This is a genomic window from Micromonospora palythoicola (assembly GCF_036689795.1).
Taxonomy (GTDB): Bacteria; Actinomycetota; Actinomycetes; order Mycobacteriales; family Micromonosporaceae; genus Micromonospora; species Micromonospora palythoicola.
In genome coordinates, this window is sequence record NZ_JBAGKI010000004.1 from 112,793 (window position 1) to 134,019 (window position 21,227).

The 21,227-nt window shown below is 71.9% G+C and carries 16 protein-coding genes; 13 read left to right on the forward strand and 3 right to left on the reverse strand.

The features are described 5' to 3' along the window. Positions 1-174: 174 nt before the first annotated feature. Positions 175-954 (reverse strand): pyruvate formate-lyase-activating protein, encoded by a 780-nt coding sequence (gene pflA, locus V5O40_RS03090; RefSeq protein WP_332904038.1) that lies wholly within the window; start codon positions 952-954, stop codon positions 175-177. Next, on the reverse strand, positions 951-3,230 hold the full coding sequence (gene pflB, locus V5O40_RS03095; protein ID WP_332904039.1) for a formate C-acetyltransferase: 2,280 nt from the start codon (positions 3,228-3,230) through the stop codon (positions 951-953). Before pflB ends, pflA begins: the two co-directional genes overlap by 4 nt. 169 nt (positions 3,231-3,399) lie before the next feature. Between pflB and adhE the strand changes: the two genes are divergently transcribed. Further along, positions 3,400-6,060, forward strand: coding sequence for a bifunctional acetaldehyde-CoA/alcohol dehydrogenase (gene adhE, locus V5O40_RS03100; RefSeq protein WP_332904040.1), 2,661 nt, complete (start codon positions 3,400-3,402; stop codon positions 6,058-6,060). Between the two features lie 151 nt (positions 6,061-6,211). Here the strand turns inward: adhE and V5O40_RS03105 are convergent, their stop codons facing one another. Then, positions 6,212-6,592 (reverse strand): VOC family protein, encoded by a 381-nt coding sequence (locus tag V5O40_RS03105; RefSeq protein ID WP_332904041.1) that lies wholly within the window; start codon positions 6,590-6,592, stop codon positions 6,212-6,214. 428 nt (positions 6,593-7,020) lie between these two features. Between V5O40_RS03105 and V5O40_RS03110 the strand changes: the two genes are divergently transcribed. The 12 genes from V5O40_RS03110 (at position 7,021) to V5O40_RS03165 (ending at position 21,204) form a co-directional block, all read left to right on the forward strand. Further along, positions 7,021-8,475 carry an MFS transporter gene (locus V5O40_RS03110; RefSeq protein ID WP_332904042.1) on the forward strand — a complete coding sequence of 485 codons (1,455 nt, stop codon included), beginning with the start codon at positions 7,021-7,023 and terminating at the stop codon, positions 8,473-8,475. Positions 8,476-8,552: 77 nt separating this feature from the next. Continuing rightward, a complete protein-coding gene (locus tag V5O40_RS03115; RefSeq protein ID WP_332904096.1) occupies positions 8,553-9,287 on the forward strand; it encodes an arsenate reductase/protein-tyrosine-phosphatase family protein in 735 nt (244 codons plus the stop codon). Positions 9,288-9,475: 188 nt separating this feature from the next. Next, entirely contained in the window at positions 9,476-10,750 is a 1,275-nt protein-coding gene (locus tag V5O40_RS03120) for an ATP-grasp domain-containing protein (protein ID WP_332904043.1), read from the forward strand. Beyond that, positions 10,747-11,595: a Rossmann-like domain-containing protein gene (locus V5O40_RS03125; protein ID WP_332904044.1), complete on the forward strand. Its 849-nt coding sequence runs from the start codon at positions 10,747-10,749 to the stop codon at positions 11,593-11,595. Before V5O40_RS03120 ends, V5O40_RS03125 begins: the two co-directional genes overlap by 4 nt. Beyond that, positions 11,589-12,665: a PLP-dependent cysteine synthase family protein gene (locus V5O40_RS03130; protein ID WP_332904045.1), complete on the forward strand. Its 1,077-nt coding sequence runs from the start codon at positions 11,589-11,591 to the stop codon at positions 12,663-12,665. Before V5O40_RS03125 ends, V5O40_RS03130 begins: the two co-directional genes overlap by 7 nt. Continuing rightward, positions 12,662-13,684 carry an enolase C-terminal domain-like protein gene (locus V5O40_RS03135; protein WP_332904046.1) on the forward strand — a complete coding sequence of 341 codons (1,023 nt, stop codon included), beginning with the start codon at positions 12,662-12,664 and terminating at the stop codon, positions 13,682-13,684. Before V5O40_RS03130 ends, V5O40_RS03135 begins: the two co-directional genes overlap by 4 nt. Then, the gene (locus V5O40_RS03140; protein WP_332904047.1) at positions 13,681-14,916 is read left to right on the forward strand and encodes an MFS transporter; all 1,236 of its coding nucleotides are present in this window, start codon (positions 13,681-13,683) and stop codon (positions 14,914-14,916) included. The genes V5O40_RS03135 and V5O40_RS03140 overlap by 4 nt, the downstream gene beginning before the upstream one ends. After that, positions 14,913-15,716, forward strand: coding sequence for a class I SAM-dependent methyltransferase (locus V5O40_RS03145; protein WP_332904048.1), 804 nt, complete (start codon positions 14,913-14,915; stop codon positions 15,714-15,716). The genes V5O40_RS03140 and V5O40_RS03145 overlap by 4 nt, the downstream gene beginning before the upstream one ends. Before the next feature lie 31 nt (positions 15,717-15,747). Then, on the forward strand, positions 15,748-17,313 hold the full coding sequence (locus V5O40_RS03150; RefSeq protein WP_332904049.1) for an ABC transporter substrate-binding protein: 1,566 nt from the start codon (positions 15,748-15,750) through the stop codon (positions 17,311-17,313). Continuing rightward, on the forward strand, positions 17,310-18,254 hold the full coding sequence (locus V5O40_RS03155) for an ABC transporter permease (RefSeq protein ID WP_332904050.1): 945 nt from the start codon (positions 17,310-17,312) through the stop codon (positions 18,252-18,254). The genes V5O40_RS03150 and V5O40_RS03155 overlap by 4 nt, the downstream gene beginning before the upstream one ends. After that, positions 18,251-20,635: an ABC transporter ATP-binding protein/permease gene (locus tag V5O40_RS03160; RefSeq protein WP_332904051.1), complete on the forward strand. Its 2,385-nt coding sequence runs from the start codon at positions 18,251-18,253 to the stop codon at positions 20,633-20,635. The genes V5O40_RS03155 and V5O40_RS03160 overlap by 4 nt, the downstream gene beginning before the upstream one ends. Then, positions 20,632-21,204, forward strand: coding sequence for a GNAT family N-acetyltransferase (locus tag V5O40_RS03165; protein ID WP_332904052.1), 573 nt, complete (start codon positions 20,632-20,634; stop codon positions 21,202-21,204). Before V5O40_RS03160 ends, V5O40_RS03165 begins: the two co-directional genes overlap by 4 nt. Positions 21,205-21,227 lie beyond the last annotated feature (23 nt).

Sequence of the window (21,227 nt, forward strand, 5' to 3'; positions counted from 1 at the left end):
CGTTCCCGCCGTCGATGGCGGCGGGGCGCTCTTGTCGACAGTGGGCATGTAACGAATGCTAAGGACCGGCACCGCGTACCGGAATGCGCGGCGGCGGTCTCTCGGGCTCGAACCGGCGCGGTTACGGGAGGACCAGGGCGAGTAGGGGAGGTGTCGGTGCGAGCCCGACGCCGGTCACCGGGCCACCAGGCCCCGATCCGTGAACTGGGCACGGACCCGTGCGAGCAGCTCGGGCGTGGGCGGCTCGATGTCGGCGCACGGGTAGGGCAGCCCCAGCTCGCGGTACTTGTGCGCGCCGAGCCGGTGGAACGGCAGCACCTCCACCCGCTGCACCGTGGGTAGAGTGGCGACGAAGTCGGCGACGCCCGCGACATTCGCCGGGTCGTCGGTGAGACCGGGCACGAGCACGAAGCGGATCCAGATCGGAATGCCCCGATCGGCGAGCCGGTGGGCGAAGCGTAGTGTCGGCGTGACCGTACCGGTCCGGGTGACCCGGCGGTAGGTCGCCGGATCCCGGCTCTTGATGTCCAGCAGCACCAGATCGGTCGCGTCGAGCAGCTCCGGGGTGGCGCGGTCGCCGAGGAAACCGCTGGTGTCCAGCGCGGTGTGCAGACCCAGCTCCGCGCAGCGTCGCAGCACCGCCGCGGTGAACCGGGGCTGTTGCAGCGGCTCGCCGCCGCTGAGCGTGACGCCACCACCGGCCACCTTGATGAAGCGCTCGTACCGCCGGATCTCGGTGACCAGGTCGTCCACCGTCATGGTCCGTCCGCTGCGCTGGTACCAGGTGTCGGGGCTGTGGCAGAAGCGGCAGCGCAGCGGGCAGCCGGCGAGGAACGCCACGAAGCGGGTCCCGGGTCCGTCCACTCCGGTGGAGGTGTCGAAGGAGTGGACGGAACCGAGCACCGTGCCGGCGGGCACGTAGGACGGGCGCGACGGCCAGGCCACCGCGGTCACAGCCGGCCGTGGACGGTGCGGGAGATGACGTCGCGCTGCTGCTCGCGGGTCAACCGGACGAAGTTCACCGCGTACCCGGAGACCCGGATGGTCAGTTGCGGATACCGCTCGGGGTGGGCCATGGCGTCTTCGAGGGTGGCCCGGTCGAGGACGTTGACGTTGAGGTGGAAGCCGCCCGCGTCGGTGTAACCGTCGAGCACTCCGACGAGATTGTCGATCTGCTCGTCGCGGGTGCGACCGAGCCCGTCGGGGGTGACCGTGGCGGTGAGCGAGATGCCGTCGCGGGCGCTGGCGTACGGCAGCTTCGCCACCGACAGCGCCGCCGCGACCAGGCCGTGGGTGTCCCGGCCGTTCATCGGGTTCGCGCCCGGCGCGAAAGGCTCGCCGGTTCGACGACCGTCCGGGGTGTTGCCGGTGTGCTTGCCGTAGACCACGTTCGAGGTGATGGTGAGCACCGACAGGCTCGGCTCGGCACCCCGGTACGTCGGCTGTGCCCGTACCTTCTCCATGAAGCGCTCCACCAGGTCCACGGCGATGGCGTCGGCCCGGTCGTCATTGTTGCCGAAGGCGGGGTAGTCGCCGTCGACGGTGTAGTCGGTGACCAGGCCGGTGCCGTCCCGCAGCACCTTCACCTGGGCGTGCCGGATCGCCGAAAGGCTGTCCACGGCCACGGAGAGTCCGGCGATCCCGGTGGCGAGGAAGCGGTGCACCGGGTGGTCGTGCAGCGCCATCTCCAGCCGCTCGTAGGCGTACTTGTCGTGCATGTAGTGGATGACGTTGAGCGCGCGGACGTAGGTGCGGGCCAGCCAGTCGAGGGTCCGGTCGAAGGCGGCCAGCACGGTGTCGTAGTCCAACACGTCGTCGGTGACCGGCGGCGTCGCGGGTGCGACCTGCTCACCAGTGAGCTCGTCCCGGCCGCCGTTGATCGCGTAGAGCAGGGCCTTGGCGAGGTTGGCCCGGGCGCCGAAGTACTGCATGTCCTTGCCGACGCGCATGGCCGACACGCAGCAGGCGATCGCGGTGTCGTCGGAGTACACCGGCCGGATCAGGTCGTCGTTCTCGTACTGGATGGCGCTGGTGTCCAGCGACACCTGCGCGCAGAAGCGTTTGAAACCCTTGGGCAGGTCGGGCGACCAGAGGACGGTCAGGTTCGGCTCCGGCGCCGGACCGAGGTTGTACAGCGTCTGCAGGAAGCGGAAGCTGGTTCGGGTCACCAGCGGGCGACCGCCCGCGTCGACGCCGCCGATCGCCTCGGTCACCCAGGTGGGGTCGCCGGAGAACAACTCGTCGTACTCGGGGGTGCGCAGGAACCGGATGATCCGCAGCTTGATCACGAAGTCGTCGATCAGCTCCTGGGCGGCGGACTCGGTGAGCCGGCCCTCGGCGATGTCCCGGTCCAGGAACACGTCGACGAAGGTCGACGTGCGGCCCAGCGACATGGCCGCGCCGTTCTGTTCCTTGGTGGCGGCCAGGTAGGCGAAGTAGAGCCACTGGATCGCCTCGCGGCCGGTGGTGGCGGGCGCGCTGATGTCGTGGCCGTAGCCGGCGGCCATCTCCTTGAGTTCGCCGAGGGCGCGGATCTGCTCGGCCAGTTCCTCCCGGTCCCGGATGACCTCCTCGGTGCCGGGACGGTCGTCCAGGGACGCCTTGATCGCCGCACGCTCGGCGACGAGGCGGTCGACGCCGTAGAGCGCGACCCGCCGGTAGTCGCCGATGATCCGGCCGCGGCCGTACGCGTCGGGCAGCCCGGTGACGATGTGCGAGCGCCGCGCCGCCAGCACGTCGGCGGGGTAGGCGTCGAAGACCCCGGCGTTGTGGGTCTTGCGGTACGCGGTGAAGATGTGGCGCACCTGCGGGTCCATGGCGAAGCCGTACGCGGTCAGCCCGTTCTCCACCATCCGCAGCCCACCGTTGGGCATGATCGCCCGGCGCAGCGGCGCGTCGGTCTGCAACCCGACGATCAGCTCGTGGTCGCGGTCGATCCAGCCGGGCGCGTGCGAGGTGATCGTGGCGGGGGTGTGCGGGTCGACGTCGTAGACGCCGCGCTCGCGTTCGACGGTGAACATGTCGCGTAGCCGGTCCCACAACCGGGTGGTGCGCGGGGTGGGCCCGGCGAGGAACCGGGCGTCGCCCCAGTACGGGGTCACGTTGTCCCGGACGAACGCGGCCACGTCGACGGTGTCGCGCCAGGCGTCGCCGTGGAAGCCGCGCCACGGGTCGGACCCGGCCGTGGTGTGCTGCTCGGGCCGGACTGCCGTGCTGTGCTGCTGGACCATGTCTCCTCCTGGAAGCTCTCCTCGAGCCTCTCCCGGTGGCGACCGGGCGGTCAGGGGCGAAAGACCCGGTCGGTCCGGGCCGCTGGGCACCGGTGCGGTCGCGGGGGCATCGGTGACGATCAGAGTGTGACCGGACGACGTGACCGGCACTGACGATCGGAGTATCCGGATGACCGCCGTGCCCGCGACGAGCCTCCTACCCGCCCCGGCCACGCCGCCGCAGAACGGCACCGCCGGCGCGCCCGGAACGACGATCGACACCCTGGTCGACAACGGACTGCGGGCCCTTGACGACTACGCCGCCTTCGACCAGGAGCGCGTCGACCGGATCGTGGCGAAGGCCTCGGTGGCGGCGCTGGGCCGGCACGCCGACCTGGCCCGGATGGCGGTGGCCGAGACCGGACGCGGCGTCTTCGAGGACAAGGCCGTCAAGAACATCTTCGCGTGTGAGCACGTCACCAATCACATGGCGGGCCTGAAGACGGTCGGGGTCATCTCCCGGGACGAGATCAACGGCATCGTCGAGATCGCCGAACCGGTCGGCGTGGTCTGTGCCGTCACCCCGGTCACCAATCCCACGTCGACGACCATCTTCAAGGCCCTGCTCGGCCTGAAGACCCGCAACCCGATGATCTTCGCCTTCCATCCGGCCGCCCAGCGGTGCAGTGCCGAGGCGGCCCGGGTGGTCCGGGACGCCGCCGTCGCGGCGGGCGCACCCGAGCACTGCGTCCAGTGGATCGAGCAGCCCTCCGTCGAGGCCACCGGCGCGCTCATGAAGCACCCGGGCGTGTCCACCATCCTGGCCACCGGCGGCAACGGCATGGTGCGCGCGGCGTACTCGTCGGGCAAGCCGGCCCTCGGCGTCGGTGCCGGCAACGTGCCGGCGTACGTCCATCGCGGTGCGCGGCTGCGCCGGGCGGTGCACGACATCGTGCTGTCCAAGTCGTTCGACAACGGCATGGTCTGCGCCTCGGAGCAGGCGGTGATCATCGACGCCGAGGTGTACCCGGCGGCGCTCGCGGAGTTCCAGCGGCTGCACGCGCACGTGGCCACCCGGGACGAGAAGCGCCGGATCGAGGAGCTGATCTTCGGCGGCGCCGCCGGTGGCACCGACTGCGGCGGCGGGCGACTCAACCCGCAGGTCGTCGGCCAGAGCGCGGCGTGGATCGCCGAGCGCGCCGGGCTGACCGTGCCGGCCGACACGTTGGTGCTCCTGGTCGAGGTGGACCACGTCGGGCCGGCCGAGCCGCTCACCCGCGAGAAGCTCTGCCCCGTCCTGGCGGTGCTGCGCGCCGAGTCCACCGAGGACGGCATCCGGTACGCCGAGCAGATGGTCGAGCTGAACGGCCTCGGCCACAGCGCGGTCATCCACAGCGACGACGAGCGGCTCGTCGAGGAGTACGGGCGGCGGGTCAAGGCGGTACGCATCATCTGGAACGCTCCCGCGTCCCAGGGCGGCATCGGCGACATGTACAACGCGTTCCTGCCGTCGTTGACGCTGGGCTGCGGCAGCTACGGACGCAACTCGGTGTCGAACAACGTCACCGCGGTCGACCTGCTCAACGTCAAGCGGATCGGCCGCCGGACCAACAACCTGCAGTGGTTCAAGGTCCCGCCGAGGATCTACTTCGAGCCGAACGCGATCCGCTACCTGGCCGACCTGCCCGACGTGCACCGGGTCACCGTGGTCACCGACCACACGATGACCCGGCTGGGGTACGTCGACCGGCTGATCACCGTGCTGCAGCAGCGACCCGGACGGGTGGCGTTGCAGATCATCGACGACGTCGAACCGGAGCCGAGCGTCGGCACGGTGGATCGGGGCGCGGAGCTGATGCGGTCCTTCCAACCCGACACGATCATCGCGTTGGGCGGGGGGTCGGCGATGGACGCCGCCAAGGTGATGTGGCTGCGCTACGAGCACCCCGAGGTGGTCTTCGCCGACATGCGGGAAAAGTTCTTCGACATCCGCAAGCGGGCGTTCAAGTTCCCGACGCTGGGGGAGCGGGCCCGACTGGTCTGCATCCCCACCACCTCCGGCACGGGCGCCGAGGTGACTCCGTTCGCGGTCATCACCGACACCGCCACCGGCAAGAAGTTCCCCCTCGCGGACTACGCGCTGACGCCGAGCGTGGCCATCGTCGACCCGGTGCTCGCCGCCGACCTGCCGCCCAGGATCACCGCGGACAGCGGCTTCGACGCGCTGACCCACGCCACCGAGTCGTACGTCTCCGTCTACGCCAACGACTTCACCGACGGCCTCGCGTTGCAGGCCATCAAGCTGATCTTCAACTACCTGGAGCGGGCGGTACGCGACGGCGCGGCCGACGCCGAGGCCCGGGAGAAGATGCACAACGCGGGAACCATCGCCGGCATGGCCTTCGGCAGCGCCTTCCTGGGCATCGTGCACGCCATGTCGCACACCCTGGGCGCCACCTTCCACGTGGCGCACGGCCGCACCAACGCGATCCTGATGCCGCACGTCATCCGCTACAACGGTGCCACGCCGGCGAAGCTGACCGGGTGGCCCAAGTACGAGCACTACCGGGCGCCGGAGCGGTTCCAGGACATCGCCCGGATGCTGGGCCTGCCGGCCGCCACACCGCAGCAGGGAGTCGAGTCGTACGCCGCCGCGGTGGAGCGGCTGCGCGACGCCGTCGGCATCGAGCCGTCCTTCCAGGCCGTCGGTGTCGACGAGGAGGCGTTCCTCGCGGCCCTGCCGCAGCAGGCTCTCAACGCCTACGAGGACCAGTGCGCTCCGGCCAACCCGCGGATGCCGATGCTCGACGACATGCAGGAGCTGATGCGCGCCGCGTACTACGGCAAGTGACCGCCGCCGAGTCACCGTTCGTCGCGGCCTCGGGTGGTCGCCGGGATCCGCTGAGCGGTGGCGCCGGCCCGGGGTGGTGTCGCCCCTGGCCGCGTCGGGCAAGCGCCCGATACTCCGGCCGATGCCGTGGGCCGCGGCCGGTACGGCCCGCCTACTGTGCGGGCTGGAACAGCTCGATGAGGTTGCCCGCCGGGTCGGAGAGCAGAATCTGGCGACCGCCCGGCCCGCTGACGGCGTCACTGCGGAACGTCAGTCCGGCGTCGCGCAGCCTGCTGATCTCGGCGTCGAGGTTCTCGACGGGCAAATGGATCCGGTTGCGTCCGGGGCTGCTGGCGTCAGCCGGTGTGGCGCGTGCACCGGAGCTGGCAGCGCCGGAGAGCAGCAGCCGCAGCCGGCCGCGGACCACGTCGGCGAAGGCGGGCGCGGCGCTGGCGTTGAGTGTGAAGCCGAGGTGGGTGGTGTAGAAGTCGATGGCGGCCTGAACGTCGTCGACGACGTACCGGACGCTGGCGTACCTGTCGTCTCCGGTCATGGGCGGGTTGCTCCTTCACATTCGTTGCCACGGGGGCGGCAGGCTCCGGACTCGCAGTGGGTTCTCCGCGCTGCCGGGGGCGTCGGACGGAGCCAGGCGCCGTGGCTGTCAGCATGCGCGTCGCGAATCCTGAAGCGGACGTTCGACGTGGGCGACGGACGCGTCAGGCGCGGCGGCGCCACGAGACGAAGATATGCCCTGCGGGGAGATTACATCAAGCCTGTTTGATGAGGTCGCGGATAATGAACCAAACTGGATTGATGCATCAACTGGCCTTGATGTAGTGTCGACGGGTCGCCTGACGAATCGTCGGAGCTGCTCGGCGTGCCGGACCCCGCTGCCGCACGAGCCGTGGGCGAAGTCGGATCGGGAGGTGACACCGGCGGCGGAGAAGCGTCAGGCAGCTGAGCGGGATGAGGGAGACCGGCATGGGTGATCAGGCAGCCCGGCGAGGTGGCCCCGGTAGCCACCAGGTCACCCGGACAGACCAGTGGTGGCTGGTGGTCGCCGCGGGACTTGCTGTCTTCATGGCGTCCGTCGACATGAGCATCGTCAACGTGGCGCTGCCCGCCATCGAGCAGGACTTCGGCATCGCGACGAGCACGACCGAGTGGGTGGTGCTGGCCTACCTGCTGCCGCTCGCCGGACTGGCACTGCCCAGCGGTCGCTGGCTGGACGACGTCGGGCGGCGTCCGGCGCTCGTCTTCTCGCTGGCCGGATTCGCCCTCGCCAGCCTCGCGGCAGGGCTGGCACCCGACCTGACCTTCCTGATCGGGGCGCGACTGGTCCAGGGCACATTTGGTGCGCTTCTCTTCTCCCTGGTCCCGGCGCTGGTGACGACGGCTGTCCGGCCGCAGGCACGCGGTCGCGCGATGGGTGTGATCACCACGCTCGGGCCGGTGGGGCTCATCAGCGGGCCGGGACTCGGAGGGCTGCTCGTCGACGCCATGGGATGGCCATGGATCTTCTTCGTCAACCTGCCGGTGAGCGTTCTCGTCATGACGGCCGGCATGCGCCTGCTGCCGGCGGGGGCGCCCCTGCGTGCGCCCGACCGTCGGTGGTTCACCGAGGCGTTGCTACTCAGTGGAGCGGTCGCGGCCGTACTGCTCGCCCTGTCCTTCACGGCGAGCGAGGGCGTGCCGTGGATGCTCCTCGCGCTTCTCGCGGTGCCCCTGTTCCTGCTCTGGCTGCGGTTGCCCACGAGTGCGGCCCTGAAGGGTCTTTTCCGTACTCCGGGGGAGGTCGGTCCCCACCTTGCGCTCCTACTGGCCGCCACGGCCATCGGCGCCGTCTTCTTCATCTCCCCGTTCTTCCTCCAGCAGGAGCTCGGCGCGTCCCCGGCCGCCATCGGCCTTACCGTGCTGGCCTTCCCGGCGGGGATGGCGCTGACGGGGCCCGTCGGTGGCTTCCTGGGTGACTGGTGGGGCTCGCGGCGGACCGCCCTTGTGGGAACCTCGCTGTTCACCGTCGGCCTGGTCCTACTGCTGCCGTTGGACACGTCGTGGGGGTTGGGTGACCTGGCCTGGCGGCTGTTCCTGGCGGGCTGCGGCAACGGTCTGTTCAACGCCCCCAACATGGCCATGACAATGACGCACGCCCCGCAGCCCCTGCTGGCCACCACGGGCTCCTCGACGAATCTCTCCCGAACCATGGGGTTCGCGTTGGGACCGGCCCTGGCGACTCTGATGTGGTCGCTGTCCGCCTACGAGATCGCCGGGATGCGGGGCACCCTGATTCTGGCTGCGGTGCTCAGCGCGTTCTCTGTCGTTGCGCTGCTGCGGACCCGGGTACCGGAGCAGCCGGTGGCGGTGGCCGGGGAGCAGTCGGATGTCCGCGATCACCCTGCTCGGGGACGCGACGCCATCAGGAATCCAACTAACTGATTCGATGTAAAGTTCCGCTTGTGTGTGCCGCCCTCAATCCAGAGCCACCGGGAGTCCTCCGTCTCGCCGCGCACCCGGTGCGTTGGCGGTTGTTGGCCGAGTTGGCGCGTAGCGACCGACAGGTTCGCGAGTTGATGGGGCTTGTCGGCCAGCAGCAGAGCCTGACCTCCTACCACCTGGGGCAGCTGCGGGCAGGCGGACTGGTCACGGTCCGCCGAAGCTCGGCGGATAAGCGGGACAGCTACTACAGCCTCAATCTGCTTGCCTGCCGCAACCTGCTTGCCGAGGCTGGTGCTTCGTTGCACGACGGCCTACGGCTCGTTCCCGCCGCGCTGGCGCCGCCCGGACCGAATCCGCGTCGACCGGATCAGCCACCGGCCCGGGTGATCTTCCTCTGTACCGGCAACAGCTCCCGGTCGCAGATGGCCGAGGCGATACTGCAGCAGATGGGCGGTGACCGGGTCGCCGTCGTCAGTGCCGGAGGCCAGCCCAAGCCGCTGCATCCGAACACGGTGCGGGTCATGAGCGAGAGCGGCGTCGACATGACCACGCGGCATCCGAAGCAGCTGAGTCAGTTCCTGGAACAGCACTTCGACTACGTGATCACCTTGTGTGACCGCCTCCGTGAGGTCTGTCCCGAGTTTCCGCGAGCGGGAAACCTGGCGCATTGGAGCATGCCTGATCCAGCTGCCGAGCGTGGCTACGCGCCGTTTCAGCGGACCGCGGAGGAACTCAGGACGCGGGTCGCGTTCCTTCTCCATGCGATCGACCACGCCCTGCCGAGCCGGGAGGGCCGCGAGACGCGGGCCTGACCTTCCACAACACCATCGCCGCCGGCCGGGGAGGGTGGCGGATCCTCGCACGTGGCTGCGACTGCCTGCTCTTGGCGGAGAGGCGGCTGAAGCGCGCCTTGGTGCCTTTCATGGGCCCGAACTAGCCATCGCAAATGACAACCGTTATCGTCTGGTGGTCGGGATCCCCTGAACATCGGGAGCGCGCGGTGGGACATGTGCTGGTGGTCGAGAGCTGGGTCGGCGCGATGAGCACCCTGCTGCCCCGGGCGATCCGGGAAGCGGGACACCGGTTCACCTTCCTCACCAGAAACCTGCACCACTACCTGCGCCAGGGCGGTGGCGACGCAGTGCACCCGCTGCTCACCGCGGACAACGTGCTCACCGCCGAGACCAACGACCCGGCCGTGCTGCTGCCTCAGGTCCAGCGGCTGCACGAGGTGCTGCGCTTCGACGGGGTCGTCACCTCCTGCGACTACTACCTCGGCACGGTCGCCCAGCTGGCCGCGCACCTGGGGCTGCCGGGCGCCCGGCCGGAGGCCGTCGAGGAGGCCTGCCGCAAGGACCTGGCGCGGCACCGGATGCGGGCTGCCGGCCTGCCCGGCCCGGCGTTCGCGGTCACCGAGGACTGGCCGGGTACGCGGGCCGCCGCGCGTGCCTTGGGCTTTCCGCTGGTGGTCAAGCCGGTCGACCTGTGCGCCGGGATGCTCGTCCGGCTGGTGACCGATCCGACCGAACTGCGCGCGGCCTTCGACGCCCTCGACGCGTTCCCGGTCAACGCGCGTGGCCAGCAGCGCGCACCGCGCGTACTGCTGGAGGAGGTGCTGGTCGGGCCGGAGGTCAGCGTCGAAACCGTCACCGTCGACGGCGCGACGACGGTACTCGGCGTGACGGACAAGAGCCTGGCCGGTGCGCCGTGGTTCGTCGAGACGGGTCACATGTTCCCCGCCGCGCTGGACGCCGCGACGGTTACCGCGGTGCGCGACATGGCGGTCGCCGCGCTCGCCGCGGTCGGCTTCGACCGGGGGGTGGCGCACACCGAGCTGCGGCTCACGGCGGCCGGGCCACGGGTGGTGGAGATCAACCCCCGGCCGGCGGGCAACCAGATCACCGAGCTGGTGCGGCGGGGGACCGGGGTGGACCTGCCCATGGTGTACACCCAGCTCGCCCTCGGTGAACGACCGGACCTCACGGTGACCGACACGGGCGTGCGTAGCGCGGCCATCTCGTTCCTGCTTCCGCCCCGCGCCGGCACCGTCGCCGGGATCGACGGTGCCGCCGCGCTCGCCGCGGCGCCCGACGTCGTCGACTGGGCGGTGAAGCCCGTCGGGCACCGCACCGGCGAGGCGGTGAGCAACAACGCCTACCTCGGGCACGTCATGACCGTGGACACCACCGGCCTCGGCGCCCGGGCGCGGGCCGAGGAACTGGTCGCCGGCCTGCGGGTGCGCTACGCCGACGAGCTGGCCGGAGCGCTGGCGTGACGACACCGGCACCGGTCGGGACCGGTGCGCCGTTCACGTCGGTGACGGACCTGATCGAGGCCGTCAGCGCGGGCCGTCTCGGTCCTGACCCGAGCACCGAGCAGGTGAGCGTCGCGTTCACCACCCGGCAGGGTGCCCGGCACGCCGGGCGTGACCGCGGCTACCGCAACCAGGTGCTGAGTCTGCGGGTGGACGCCACCGTCGGGTCCTGCGCGACGGAGCCGGACGAGCTGACCGACGACGTCGCGTACGACTGCGTGGGCCGCAGCGTCGCCGAGCTGCTCGCCCACCGGGTGCCGGCGGTTCGCGTCGCGGCCCTGGACGCCTACCTGGCCGCCGCCCGTCCGCACGCGCACACCGCCGACGACGCGGTCACCATCCCCGCCGGCACCTCGCTGGCCAAGTCGACCGCCAGGGCCGCCGCGGTGGTGGACCTGCTGACGGTGGCCCCGGGGCAGCACGTCCTGGTCGTCGGCGTGGTCAACTCCCTGCTCGGGCAGCTGCGCCAGCGCGGCCTCAGCTACCTGCCCTGCGATCTGGCGGGCGGCAGCACCGAGTGGGACGAGCCGTGCCTGCCGGACGCCGCCGCCCTGCTGGACCGCTGCGACGCGCTGCTGGTGTCCGGCATGACGCTGGGCAACGGCACCTTCGAGCCGCTGCTGCGGCACGCCCGCGCCACCGGCAAACCGATGGTGGCCTTCGCGCAGACCGGCAGCGCCGTCCTGCCCTGTTTCCTCGGCGCCGGCCTCAGCGCCGTGTCCGCCGAACCGTACCCGTTCTTCTGGCTCGACGGCGGACCGACGACGCTGTACCGCTACCGCGCCACCGGCAGGCCGTCATGCTGATCGACCCCGCGCCGGCGACGTGCGCACCGCACTTGTTGGGCCTGCTGGGTCGCTCCCCGGTGGCGTTCGTCGACACCCCGCTGCCGCACCCGCACGGCGGATTCCACGCCAAGGTGGAGTATCTGAGTCCCGGTGGGATGAAGGCCCGCGCCGCCGTGGCCATGCTCCGGGCCGCCCGGCAGCGCGGCGACCTGCGGCCGGGAGCCACCGTGGTGGAGTCCACCAGCGGCACCCTCGGCCTCGGGCTGGCGTTCGCCGGCCAGGCCCTGGGCCACCCGGTCGTCCTCGTGGTGGACCGCGAGATCGAGCGACCGATGCGGGCGTTGCTCACCGCGTACGGGGCGGTGGTCGAGCAGGTCGACCGGCCGCACCCGGTCGGCGGATGGCAACAGGCCCGCCTGGACCGACTGCACGAGATCCTGGCGCGCACCCCGGACGCCTACTGGCCCGACCAGTACCACAACCCGGACAACGTCGCCGGCTACCACGCTCTCGCCGCCGAGCTGACCGGGCAGGTCGAGGCCGCCGACGTGCTGGTGTGCAGCGTCGGCACCGGCGGGCACAGCGCCGGCCTGGCCCGGGCGCTGCGGCGGCACTGGCCACGGCTGCGGCTCGTCGGTGTCGACACCGTCGGCTCGACGATCTTCGGCCAGCCCCCGCGGCCACGGCTCATGCGGGGTCTGGGCAGCAGCATCTTTCCCCGCAACGTCGACTACACCGCCTTCGACGAGGTGCACTGGGTCGGCCCGGTGGAGGCGGTGGACACCTGCCGTCGGCTGGCCCGTTCGGCCTTCGTCACCGGCGGCTGGAGCACCGGCGCCGTCGCCCGGGTCGCCGCGTGGATCAGCCGCATGCAGCCCGGCGCCCGGGTGGTCACGGTCTTCCCGGACGGCCCGCACCGCTACCTCGACTCGATCTTCGACGACGCGTACTGCGCCGCCCACGGGCTGTTCGCCCCCGCGCCGGGCCACCCGATCGAGATCCCCCACCCGGACGCCGTCGAGGTCACCCGGTGGAGTCGCTGCCGGACCGTCCTCGACCCGCTGCGCCGGCTGGCGGTGCCGGCATGAGACTCGGCTGGCGCAGCTACCCGCTGCGACTCCGTGAGCCGCTGCGGATCTCCCGCTCGACGATGTCGGGCCGCGACGCCGTCCAGGTCGACCTGTCGCACGACGGCGTCACAGGCCACGGCGAGGTCGTCACCAGCGCCTACTACGGCCTCGACCGGGCCGCCATCCTCGACCTGCTGGCCGATCTCGACCAGCGGGTGTCCGGCTACGACGAACCCGAGACGCTGCTCGCGGAGCTGCCCGCGCTCGCCGCCGAACTGCCCGCCGGGGTGCTGGCGGCCCTGGACGCCGCCGTCCACGACCTGCTGGGTCGTCGCGCCGGGATGCCGGTGTACCAGTGGCTCGGCCGGCCGACCCTCGCCCCGGCGTCCACGGCCCACACCATCGGCCTGGTCCGGCCGCAGCACGCTGCCGCCACCGCGCGGGCGCTGGCTCGGCGCGGCTTCCAGCTCGTCAAGGTCAAGTGCGGTGACGCCGCCGACCCGGACCGGATCGCCGCCGTACGGGCCGCCATGCCGCAGGCCCGGCTGGTGCTCGACCCCAACGGCGCCTGGACACCCGAGCAGACCGTGCGGCTGCTCGACACGCTCCGGCCGCACCGCATCGACGCCGTCGAACAACCCATCGCGCCCGGCACACCGCGGCTGCTCGCCTGGATCAGCGCGCGCACCGACGTGCCGGTCATCGCCGACGAGGACGCCGCCACGGTGGTGCACCTCGACGCCCTCGCGGGCGCGGTCGCCGGCATCAACGTCAAGATTGCCAGGTGCGGCGGAATCCACGCCGCAGCGCGGATCGCCGCCACGGCCCGGGGGTACGGCATGGATCTCATGCTGGGGTGCCTGGTGGCCAGCTCGCTGGGCATCGCGCCGGCGGTGCACCTCACCGGCGACGCCCGCTGGATCGACCTGGACGGGCACCTGCTGCTCACCGACGACCCGTGGACCGGTATCGGCGGGCAGGACGGTGTCCTGCGGTTGACCGACGAACCCGGACTCGGCGTGCGGGCGGCCCGATGAGCACGTGGAGCATCCTGCGCGGCTTCCCGCTGCCGATCCGGCTGCTGGTGGTCAACCAGTTCGGCGTCAACGTCGGCTTCTACCTGCTGCTGCCCTACCTCGCCGGTCACCTGGCCGACGACGTCGGTCTGTCCGCCGCCGTGATCGGCATCGTGCTCGGTGTGCGGAACCTCAGCCAGCAGGGGCTGTTCCTGCTGGGTGGGTCGGCCGCCGACCGGCTCGGTGCCCGTGGCGTCATCATCGCCGGCTGCGCCCTGCGGGCCGTCGGCTTCGGACTGTTCGCCCTCAGCACCTCGCTGCCGTCGCTGCTGGCCGCGTCGGTCCTGTCCGGGCTGGCCGGAGCGTTGTTCAACCCGGCCGTACGCAGCTACGTGGCGCAGGCCGCCGCCGACCGGCGCGCCGAGGCGTTCGCGTTGTTCAACGTGTTCGCCAGCGCCGGCGCGCTGCTCGGACCGCTGCTCGGGGCCGCACTGCTGCTCGTCGACTTCCGGGCTGCCGCGCTGAGCGCCGCGGCGGTGTTCGCCGCGCTCACCGTGGCGCAGGCGGTCTGGCTGCCCGCCCAACCGGTGACCGCCAGCGAGGCCACCGTCTGGCACGACTGGCGCACCGCGGTCACCGACCGCCGGTTCCTGGCGTTCAGCACGGCGCTGGCCGGCATGTTCGCGTTGCAGACCCAGCTGTACCTGATCCTGCCGGTGCAGGCGGAACACGTCACCGGGCAGCCCGTGGCGGTGGCCGTGCTGTTCGTCGTCTCCACCGTCGTGACCCTCACCCTGCAGCTGCCCCTGACCGGCTGGCTGCACCGCCGCGCCAGCCGTGGCGCGAGCATCACCGCCGGCATGGCCGTCATGGGAGCCGGTTTCCTGCTGCCGCTGCTGCGGGTGGAATCGGCACCACCGGTGTGGCGACTGCTGCCCGTGCTGGCCGCTGCCGTCCTGCTCACCGTCGGGGTGATGATCACCCAGCCGTTCGTCCTGGAGCTGATCCCCGCCTTCGCCGGACAGCGACTGACCGGCACCTACTTCGGCCTGTTCTACCTGGTGTCCGGAATTCTCGCCGCCGGCTGCACCGCCGCCGTCGGCGCGGCCGTGGGCAACTCGGCCGGCGTGCCCACCACGGCGTGGCTGCTCACCGCCGGAGTCGGGCTCGCCTCGGCCGGCGCGGTGTGGCTGCTGCGCCGTGGCGGTCTGCTCACGCCCGCGGCGGCCGCGGCGCCGGCGGGTGTGTCGTGAACGGCCAGAACTTCCTCACCGACAACCCGGAGCTGTACGAGCAGCAGTTCCCCGACCCGGAGCACGTCGCCGCCCGCTTCGTCGACGACCTCGTCCGCCGCTTCGCCGACCGCGTCCTCGCCGCGCCGCGGTTGCTCGACGTCGGGTGCGGCACCGGCCGCGACGCCGGGCACCTGGCCGCCCTCGGCTACACCGCCACCGGGCTGGACACGTCGTTGCCGATGCTGACCCACGCGCGGCGCCGCCATCCCGCCGTCCGGTTCGTCCACGCCGACCTGCGCACCTTCGACCTGGCCGACCGCTTCGACGTCATCACCTGCCTGGACAGTGCGTTGCTGTACTGCCACCGCAACGCCGACCTGACCGCGTTCCTGGGGCGCTGCCACCGGCACCTGCGCCCCGGTGGGTTGCTGCTGGCGGAGATGCGCAACGGTGCGTTCTTCCTCGGCAACACCGAGCTGCTCGACGGCACCCGTACCCGCACCGTGACCTGGCGCGCCGTCACGTACACCTCGGCGACCCGGTTGTGGATCGACCACCGGGAGCAGTTGCTGCGCCGCGAACGCGTGTGGACCTGGCCGGCCTGCCCGCGACCGCTGGTGCAGGCCTCGGCCTGGCGGCTGCTGTTCCCCGCCGAGCTGCGGCACCTGCTCGCCACCGCCGGGTTCGACGTCGTGGCGCTGTTCGACTCGCCCGGCCCTCGGACCGACCCGCCCTGGCGTCCGACAGCGGCGCTGTCGGACGTCCTGTCCGGCGACCGGCTGCACCTGGTCGCCCGCCGTCGCGACGACGCGGCGTGACGCTCACCTGTGCATCGAGAGGAAACCTATGATGATCCACCAGTCAGTCGCCGTGCCGCGCGTGTCGCGCCGTGGCCTGCTCGGCGGTGCCGCCGCCGTCTCCGCCGCCCTGCTGACCGGCTGCGGCCCGAGCGGGGACCCGGCCGACACCTCGGCCGGACAGCCCCGGCGTGGCGGTCGGTTGCGGGCGGCGTTCGCCGGCGGCGGTGTCAACGAGACGCTGGACCCGCACCTGGCGAACCTGTTCAACGAGGCGTCGCGCGCCAAGGCGATGTTCGACAAGCTCGCCGACTACGGCCCGGACGTCTCCATCCAACCCCGCCTCGCCGAACGCTGGGAGCCCAGCAGTGACCTCACCCGCTGGCGGATCACCCTGCGGCAGGCCACGTTCCACGACGGCAGGCCGGTCCGCGCCGCCGACGTGCTCTACAGCTATGCCCGGATCACCGACCCGAAGCGGGCGTTCCGCGCCAAGGCCAGCCTCGACCTGCTCGACCTGCCCAACAGCCGCGCCGTCGACGACCGCACCCTGGAACTGGTCCTCAAGCGGCCGTTCGCCGAGTTCCCCAACGCGCTGGCCGCGTTCGGCGCGTACATCGTCCCGGAGGGGACCGACAGCTTCGAGCGGCCCGTCGGCTCCGGACCCTTCACCTTCGACTCCTGGCAGCCCGGCCGGTCGCTGCTGCTCAAGCGGTACGACAGCTACTGGGAGGGCGCCGCGCACCTCGACGAGCTGGAGTACCTGATCAGCAACGAGGAGTCGGCACGGGTCAACGCCCTGCTCGCCGGCCAGGTGGACTACGCGCACGACATCACCCCCACCACCGCCCGTACCCACGCCGATGGTGGCCGGATGGTCGTCACCCGGATGCCGAACAGCACCATGCAGTCGCTCGCCATGAAGGTCGACCGGCCGCCGTTCGACAACCGCGACCTGCGCGAAGCCATGTTCCTGCTCACCGACCGCCAACAGCTGGTCGACACCGTCCTCGCCGGTTCCGGTCAGGTCGGCAACGACCTTTACGGCAAGGGCTACCAGTACTACGCCGACGACATCCCCCAGCGCACCCGCGACCTCGACCGGGCCCGGTTCCTCATCGACAAGGCCGGCGCCAGGGGCCTGCGCATCCCGCTCGACACCGCGGCCGTGGCCAGTGGTTTCGTCGAGGCCGCGAGCGTCTTCGCCGACCAGGCCAAGCAGGTCGGCCTCGTCATCGAACCCGTGCTGGGCAACAAGGACACCTACTGGAAGGACATCCTCAACTCCGGTGTGCTGGCCTCGTACCGCTCCGGTGCCATGCCCATCGAAACGCACATCTCCCAGCGGCTGCTGACCAATTCCACCACCAACGCCACCCGGTGGGCCCGACCCGAGTTCGACGCCCGCTACGCCGAGGCCGTCTCCAGCGCCTACGAAGCGACCCGCCGGCAGGCGTACGGCGACATGCAGCGCACCCTGCACGTCGAGGGCGGCTTCCTGATCTGGGGCTTCGCGGACTTCCTCGTCGCCACCGCGCCCCGCGTCGGTGGGGTGTCCGCCGACGCCCCGGCCAACACCCTCGACTGGGCCCGCTTCGACAGGGTCTGGCTGGGGTGAGTCTGCCCCGCTACGCCGCCGGGCGGCTGCTGCTCGGCCTCGGGCAGGTCGCCGGGATCACCACGATCGTGTTCGTGCTCACCGAGGCGCTGCCCGGTGACGCCGCCGTGGTGATCGCCGGCGACCACCCGGACCCGGCCCGCATCGCCGCGATCCGGGCGCAACTGGACCTCGACCAGCCGGCCTGGCAGCGCTACCTCGACTGGCTGACCGACCTGCTCCGCGGCGACCTCGGCGTCTCGCTTGTCTCGCAGCGGCCGATCGTCGAACGGCTCGCCGACAGCGCGGCCGCCACTCTGCTGCTGGCGGCGGTGACCCTGCTGGTGCTGGTACCGCTCGCCGTCGCGCTGGGCATGCTGGCCGCCCGTAGGGAAGGCGGGCGACTGGACCGGACCGTGTCCGCGGTGTCGGTCGCGCTGTACGCGGTACCCGAGTTCGCCCTGGCGATCGTGCTGATCGCCGTCTTCGGCGTCCAACTCGGCTGGCTACCACCCACCGCGTTCGGCGCCGACCTGCTCGCCCGGCCGGCCGTGCTCGTGTTGCCGCTGCTGGTGCTGCTCGCCCGGCCGATCTGCACGATCAGCCGCCTCACCCGCGCCGGCCTGCTCGACGCCCTGCGCGGCGAGCACGTGCGCCACGCCCGACGGCTCGGCATCACCGGCGGCCGGCTCTGGCTGCGTCACGCGCTACCCGGCGCGCTGGCACCGGTGGTGCAGCAGCTCGCCCGGACCACCGACTGGCTGCTCGGCGGCGTCATCGTCGTCGAGGCGGTGTTCGTCATCCCCGGACTCGGCACCGCTCTCGTCGACGCCGTGTCCACCCGCGACATCCCCACCGTGCAGGCGCTGTGCGTCCTCGTGGCCGTCACCACCGTAATGGTGAACCTGGTCGCCGACCTGGTGGCGTTCCGCCTCGCACCCCGGACCGGGGTCGTGCGGTGAGGCGGCTGCGCACCCTGACCGGAGCGGCGCTGCTGGCGGTGCCGCTCGCGCTGGCCGTGGCCGGCCCGTGGCTGGCCGGCGAGCCGGGTGAGCGCGCGTTCCCGTTCGCCGACGACGGGCTGCTGGGCACCGACTTCGTCGGCCGCGACGTGGCGCGGCAGGTCCTGCTCGGCGGCCGGTCCGTCGTCGTGGTCGCCGTCAGCGCGACGCTGCTGGCGTACCTACTCGGCGTGCCGGCCGGCCTGCTGGCCGCCGCCACCCGCCGCCGGTGGGTCGACGAGCTGCTGATGCGCCCCCTGGACCTGGCGCTGGCGGTGCCGTCGCTGTTGCTGCTGATCCTGCTCGCCGCCACCGCGCCGCCCGGCCCGCTCACCCTTGTCGGGATCGTCGCGCTGATCGGGCTGCCGGAGATCACCCGGATCACCCGGGCCGCCGCGCTGCCACTGGCCCACGGGCCGGCCATGGAGGCGATGCGCCTCTACCGCGAGACCTGGTGGCGGCGCGGACCCGGCTACGTCGGCACCGGCATCCGCCGGGTCCTGCTCGCCGACGTCGGAGTCCGGTTCATCGGCGCCATCTACCTGGTGGCCACCGCCAGCTTCCTGGGCATCGGCGTGGCACCCGACGCCGCGGACTGGGCCGTCATGGTGGACCGCAACCGCACCGGCCTGTTCCTGCAACCCTGGTCCGTCGCCGTGCCGGCCGCGCTCATCGTCTGCCTGGCCGTCGGTTTCAACCTGGTCACCGACCGGATGCTGCACACCCCTGCCGTCCCCAGCCCGGCACCACCGCCCGCGCCGGCCACGACCGGCGACCACGTCCACGACGCTCTCCTCCAGGTGCGGGAGCTGGCGGCCACGACCGCCGGCCGGACGCTTGTCGACGGCGTCTCCTTCAGCCTGCGAGCCGGCGAGATCCTCGCCGTCATCGGCGCATCCGGCAGCGGCAAGACCACCACCGCCCGCGCCCTGCTCGGCGAGGCGACCCCCGGCGTCACCCACACCGGCACCATCACCCTGGCCGGTCGGCCGGTCACCACCGCCAGCCCGCCGGAACCCGGCACCGTCGGCTACGTACCCCAGCAACCCGGTGCCGCCCTCCACCCGGTACGCCGCATCGGCGCCGTGCTCCACGAGGTCGCCCGGCACCAGGCGCCCGGCGCCAGCCGCAGTACCCGCGGACGTACGGTGGCGACCACCCTCGAACGCGTCAGCCTGCCGACCGACCGCCGGTTCCTGCGCCGGTTTCCCCACCAGATCTCCGGCGGACAGCAGCAGCGCCTCGTCATCGCCCACGCCCTGCTGGCCCACGCGGTCCTGCTCATCGCCGACGAACCCACCACCGGACAGGACGCGCTCACCCGCGAGGCCGTCGCCGGAGAACTGACGAAACTCGCCCGCGCCGGCATCGCCGTCATCCTGCTCAGCCACGACCTGCACCTCGTCAGGGCCGTGGCCGACCAGATCCTCGTGCTGCACCGAGGTGCCGCCGTCGAATCCGGCCCGGCCGCCGAGGTGCTCGCCGTACCTCGCCACCGGCACACCCGGCAGTTGCTCGCCACGCCACCGGCCCGGCCACCGGCGACGGTCCGACCGGATCGGCCGCTGCTCCGCGTCACCGACCTGAGCGCCGCCCATCGCGACGGCGGTCGGCGACACGAGGTGCTCCGCGACGTCAACCTGGCCGTGGCCGCCGGACGCTGCCTGGCGGTGGTCGGCCGGTCCGGCAGCGGCAAGACCACCCTCGCCAGGTGCATCGCCGGCCTGCACCCGGCCCACACCGGACAGGTGTCCCTCGCCGGGCAGCGCCTCGCCGCGCACCTCGACCGACGCCAGCCGCACGAACTCGGCGCCATCCAGTACGTCTTCCAGGACGCCCGGGCCAGCTTCGACCCCTACCGGTCGGTCGTGGACCAGATCGGCAGGCCCGCGCGACGCCTGCGCGACGCCACGCCGGACCGGGCGCACCACACCGCCCGGCACCTGCTCGACCGGGTGGGTCTGGCCGAACACACCGCGACCCGGCGTCCCGACCGGCTCTCCGGCGGCGAACTGCACCGCGCGGCGCTCGCCCGCGCTCTGGCCAGCGAACCCCGCGTGCTCATCTGCGACGAGACGACCGCCGGGCTCGACCGCGTCACCCGGCACGGCATCCTCACCCTCCTCGACGAGCTGCGACGCGACCTCCGGCTGGCCGTCGTCGTGATCAGTCACGATCGCGACGTCGTGGCTCACCTCGCCGACCACGTCGTCGTTCTCGACGACGGAGTTGTCGTCGACAGCGGGCCGGCCGACGCCCTGCTGCACCACGCAGACCACCCGCTGACCCGCGCGCTGCTGTACACCGGCCCGGCGACCGCCCCGACACCGTCCAACCCATGACCGGAGAAACCATGCCGCAGTACCCGCACAACGTCGGCCCGTACGAGGTCCAGCCGGCCGACCGCCGGCACCTCGACGGTGCCCGCGGCGTCATGCTCGACACCTTCTACCGCGACTTCGGCCACGGCTACCGGCCCGACTGGCACCGGGACGTCATCGACCTGGCCGGCACCTACCTCGCGCCGGAGCGGCACGCCCTGTTCGTCGCCACCAAGGGCGACGAGGTGGTCGGCACCACCGCGGTACGCGCCGGCGGGCCCAAGAGCCCACCGCACCCTGGCTTCCTCGCCCAGCGCTACCCGGACGACACCACGGCGCAGCTGTTCCGGGTCTACGTGCGCCCGGAACACCGACGCTGCGGTCTCGCCCGGGCACTCGTCGGCCTCGCCGTCGACTTCGTCGCCCGGCAGCCCCGCTACCGTGCGCTCTATCTGCACACGGATCCACGCGTCGACGGCGCCGAACCGTTCTGGCGGAGGCTCGCCACGCCGATTTACGACCCGCGTGCCGGCTGCGACGACACCTACCAGACGGTCCACTTCGAGATCGCGCTGCCCGGCCGCCCCTAGTGCGACCGGGCGGACCGCGTCGC

What these genes read in the sequence shown, in the direction of transcription:
- pflB (WP_332904039.1), bottom strand. Translation starts at nt 3,230, where the DNA reads ATGGTCCAGCAGCACAGCACGGCAGTCCGGCCCGAGCAGCACACCACG.
- adhE (WP_332904040.1), top strand. Translation starts at nt 3,400, where the DNA reads ATGACCGCCGTGCCCGCGACGAGCCTCCTACCCGCCCCGGCCACGCCG.
- V5O40_RS03105 (WP_332904041.1), bottom strand. Translation starts at nt 6,592, where the DNA reads ATGACCGGAGACGACAGGTACGCCAGCGTCCGGTACGTCGTCGACGAC.
- V5O40_RS03110 (WP_332904042.1), top strand. Translation starts at nt 7,021, where the DNA reads ATGGGTGATCAGGCAGCCCGGCGAGGTGGCCCCGGTAGCCACCAGGTC.
- V5O40_RS03130 (WP_332904045.1), top strand. Translation starts at nt 11,589, where the DNA reads ATGCTGATCGACCCCGCGCCGGCGACGTGCGCACCGCACTTGTTGGGC.
- V5O40_RS03135 (WP_332904046.1), top strand. Translation starts at nt 12,662, where the DNA reads ATGAGACTCGGCTGGCGCAGCTACCCGCTGCGACTCCGTGAGCCGCTG.
- V5O40_RS03140 (WP_332904047.1), top strand. Translation starts at nt 13,681, where the DNA reads ATGAGCACGTGGAGCATCCTGCGCGGCTTCCCGCTGCCGATCCGGCTG.
- V5O40_RS03150 (WP_332904049.1), top strand. Translation starts at nt 15,748, where the DNA reads ATGATCCACCAGTCAGTCGCCGTGCCGCGCGTGTCGCGCCGTGGCCTG.
- V5O40_RS03165 (WP_332904052.1), top strand. Translation starts at nt 20,632, where the DNA reads ATGACCGGAGAAACCATGCCGCAGTACCCGCACAACGTCGGCCCGTAC.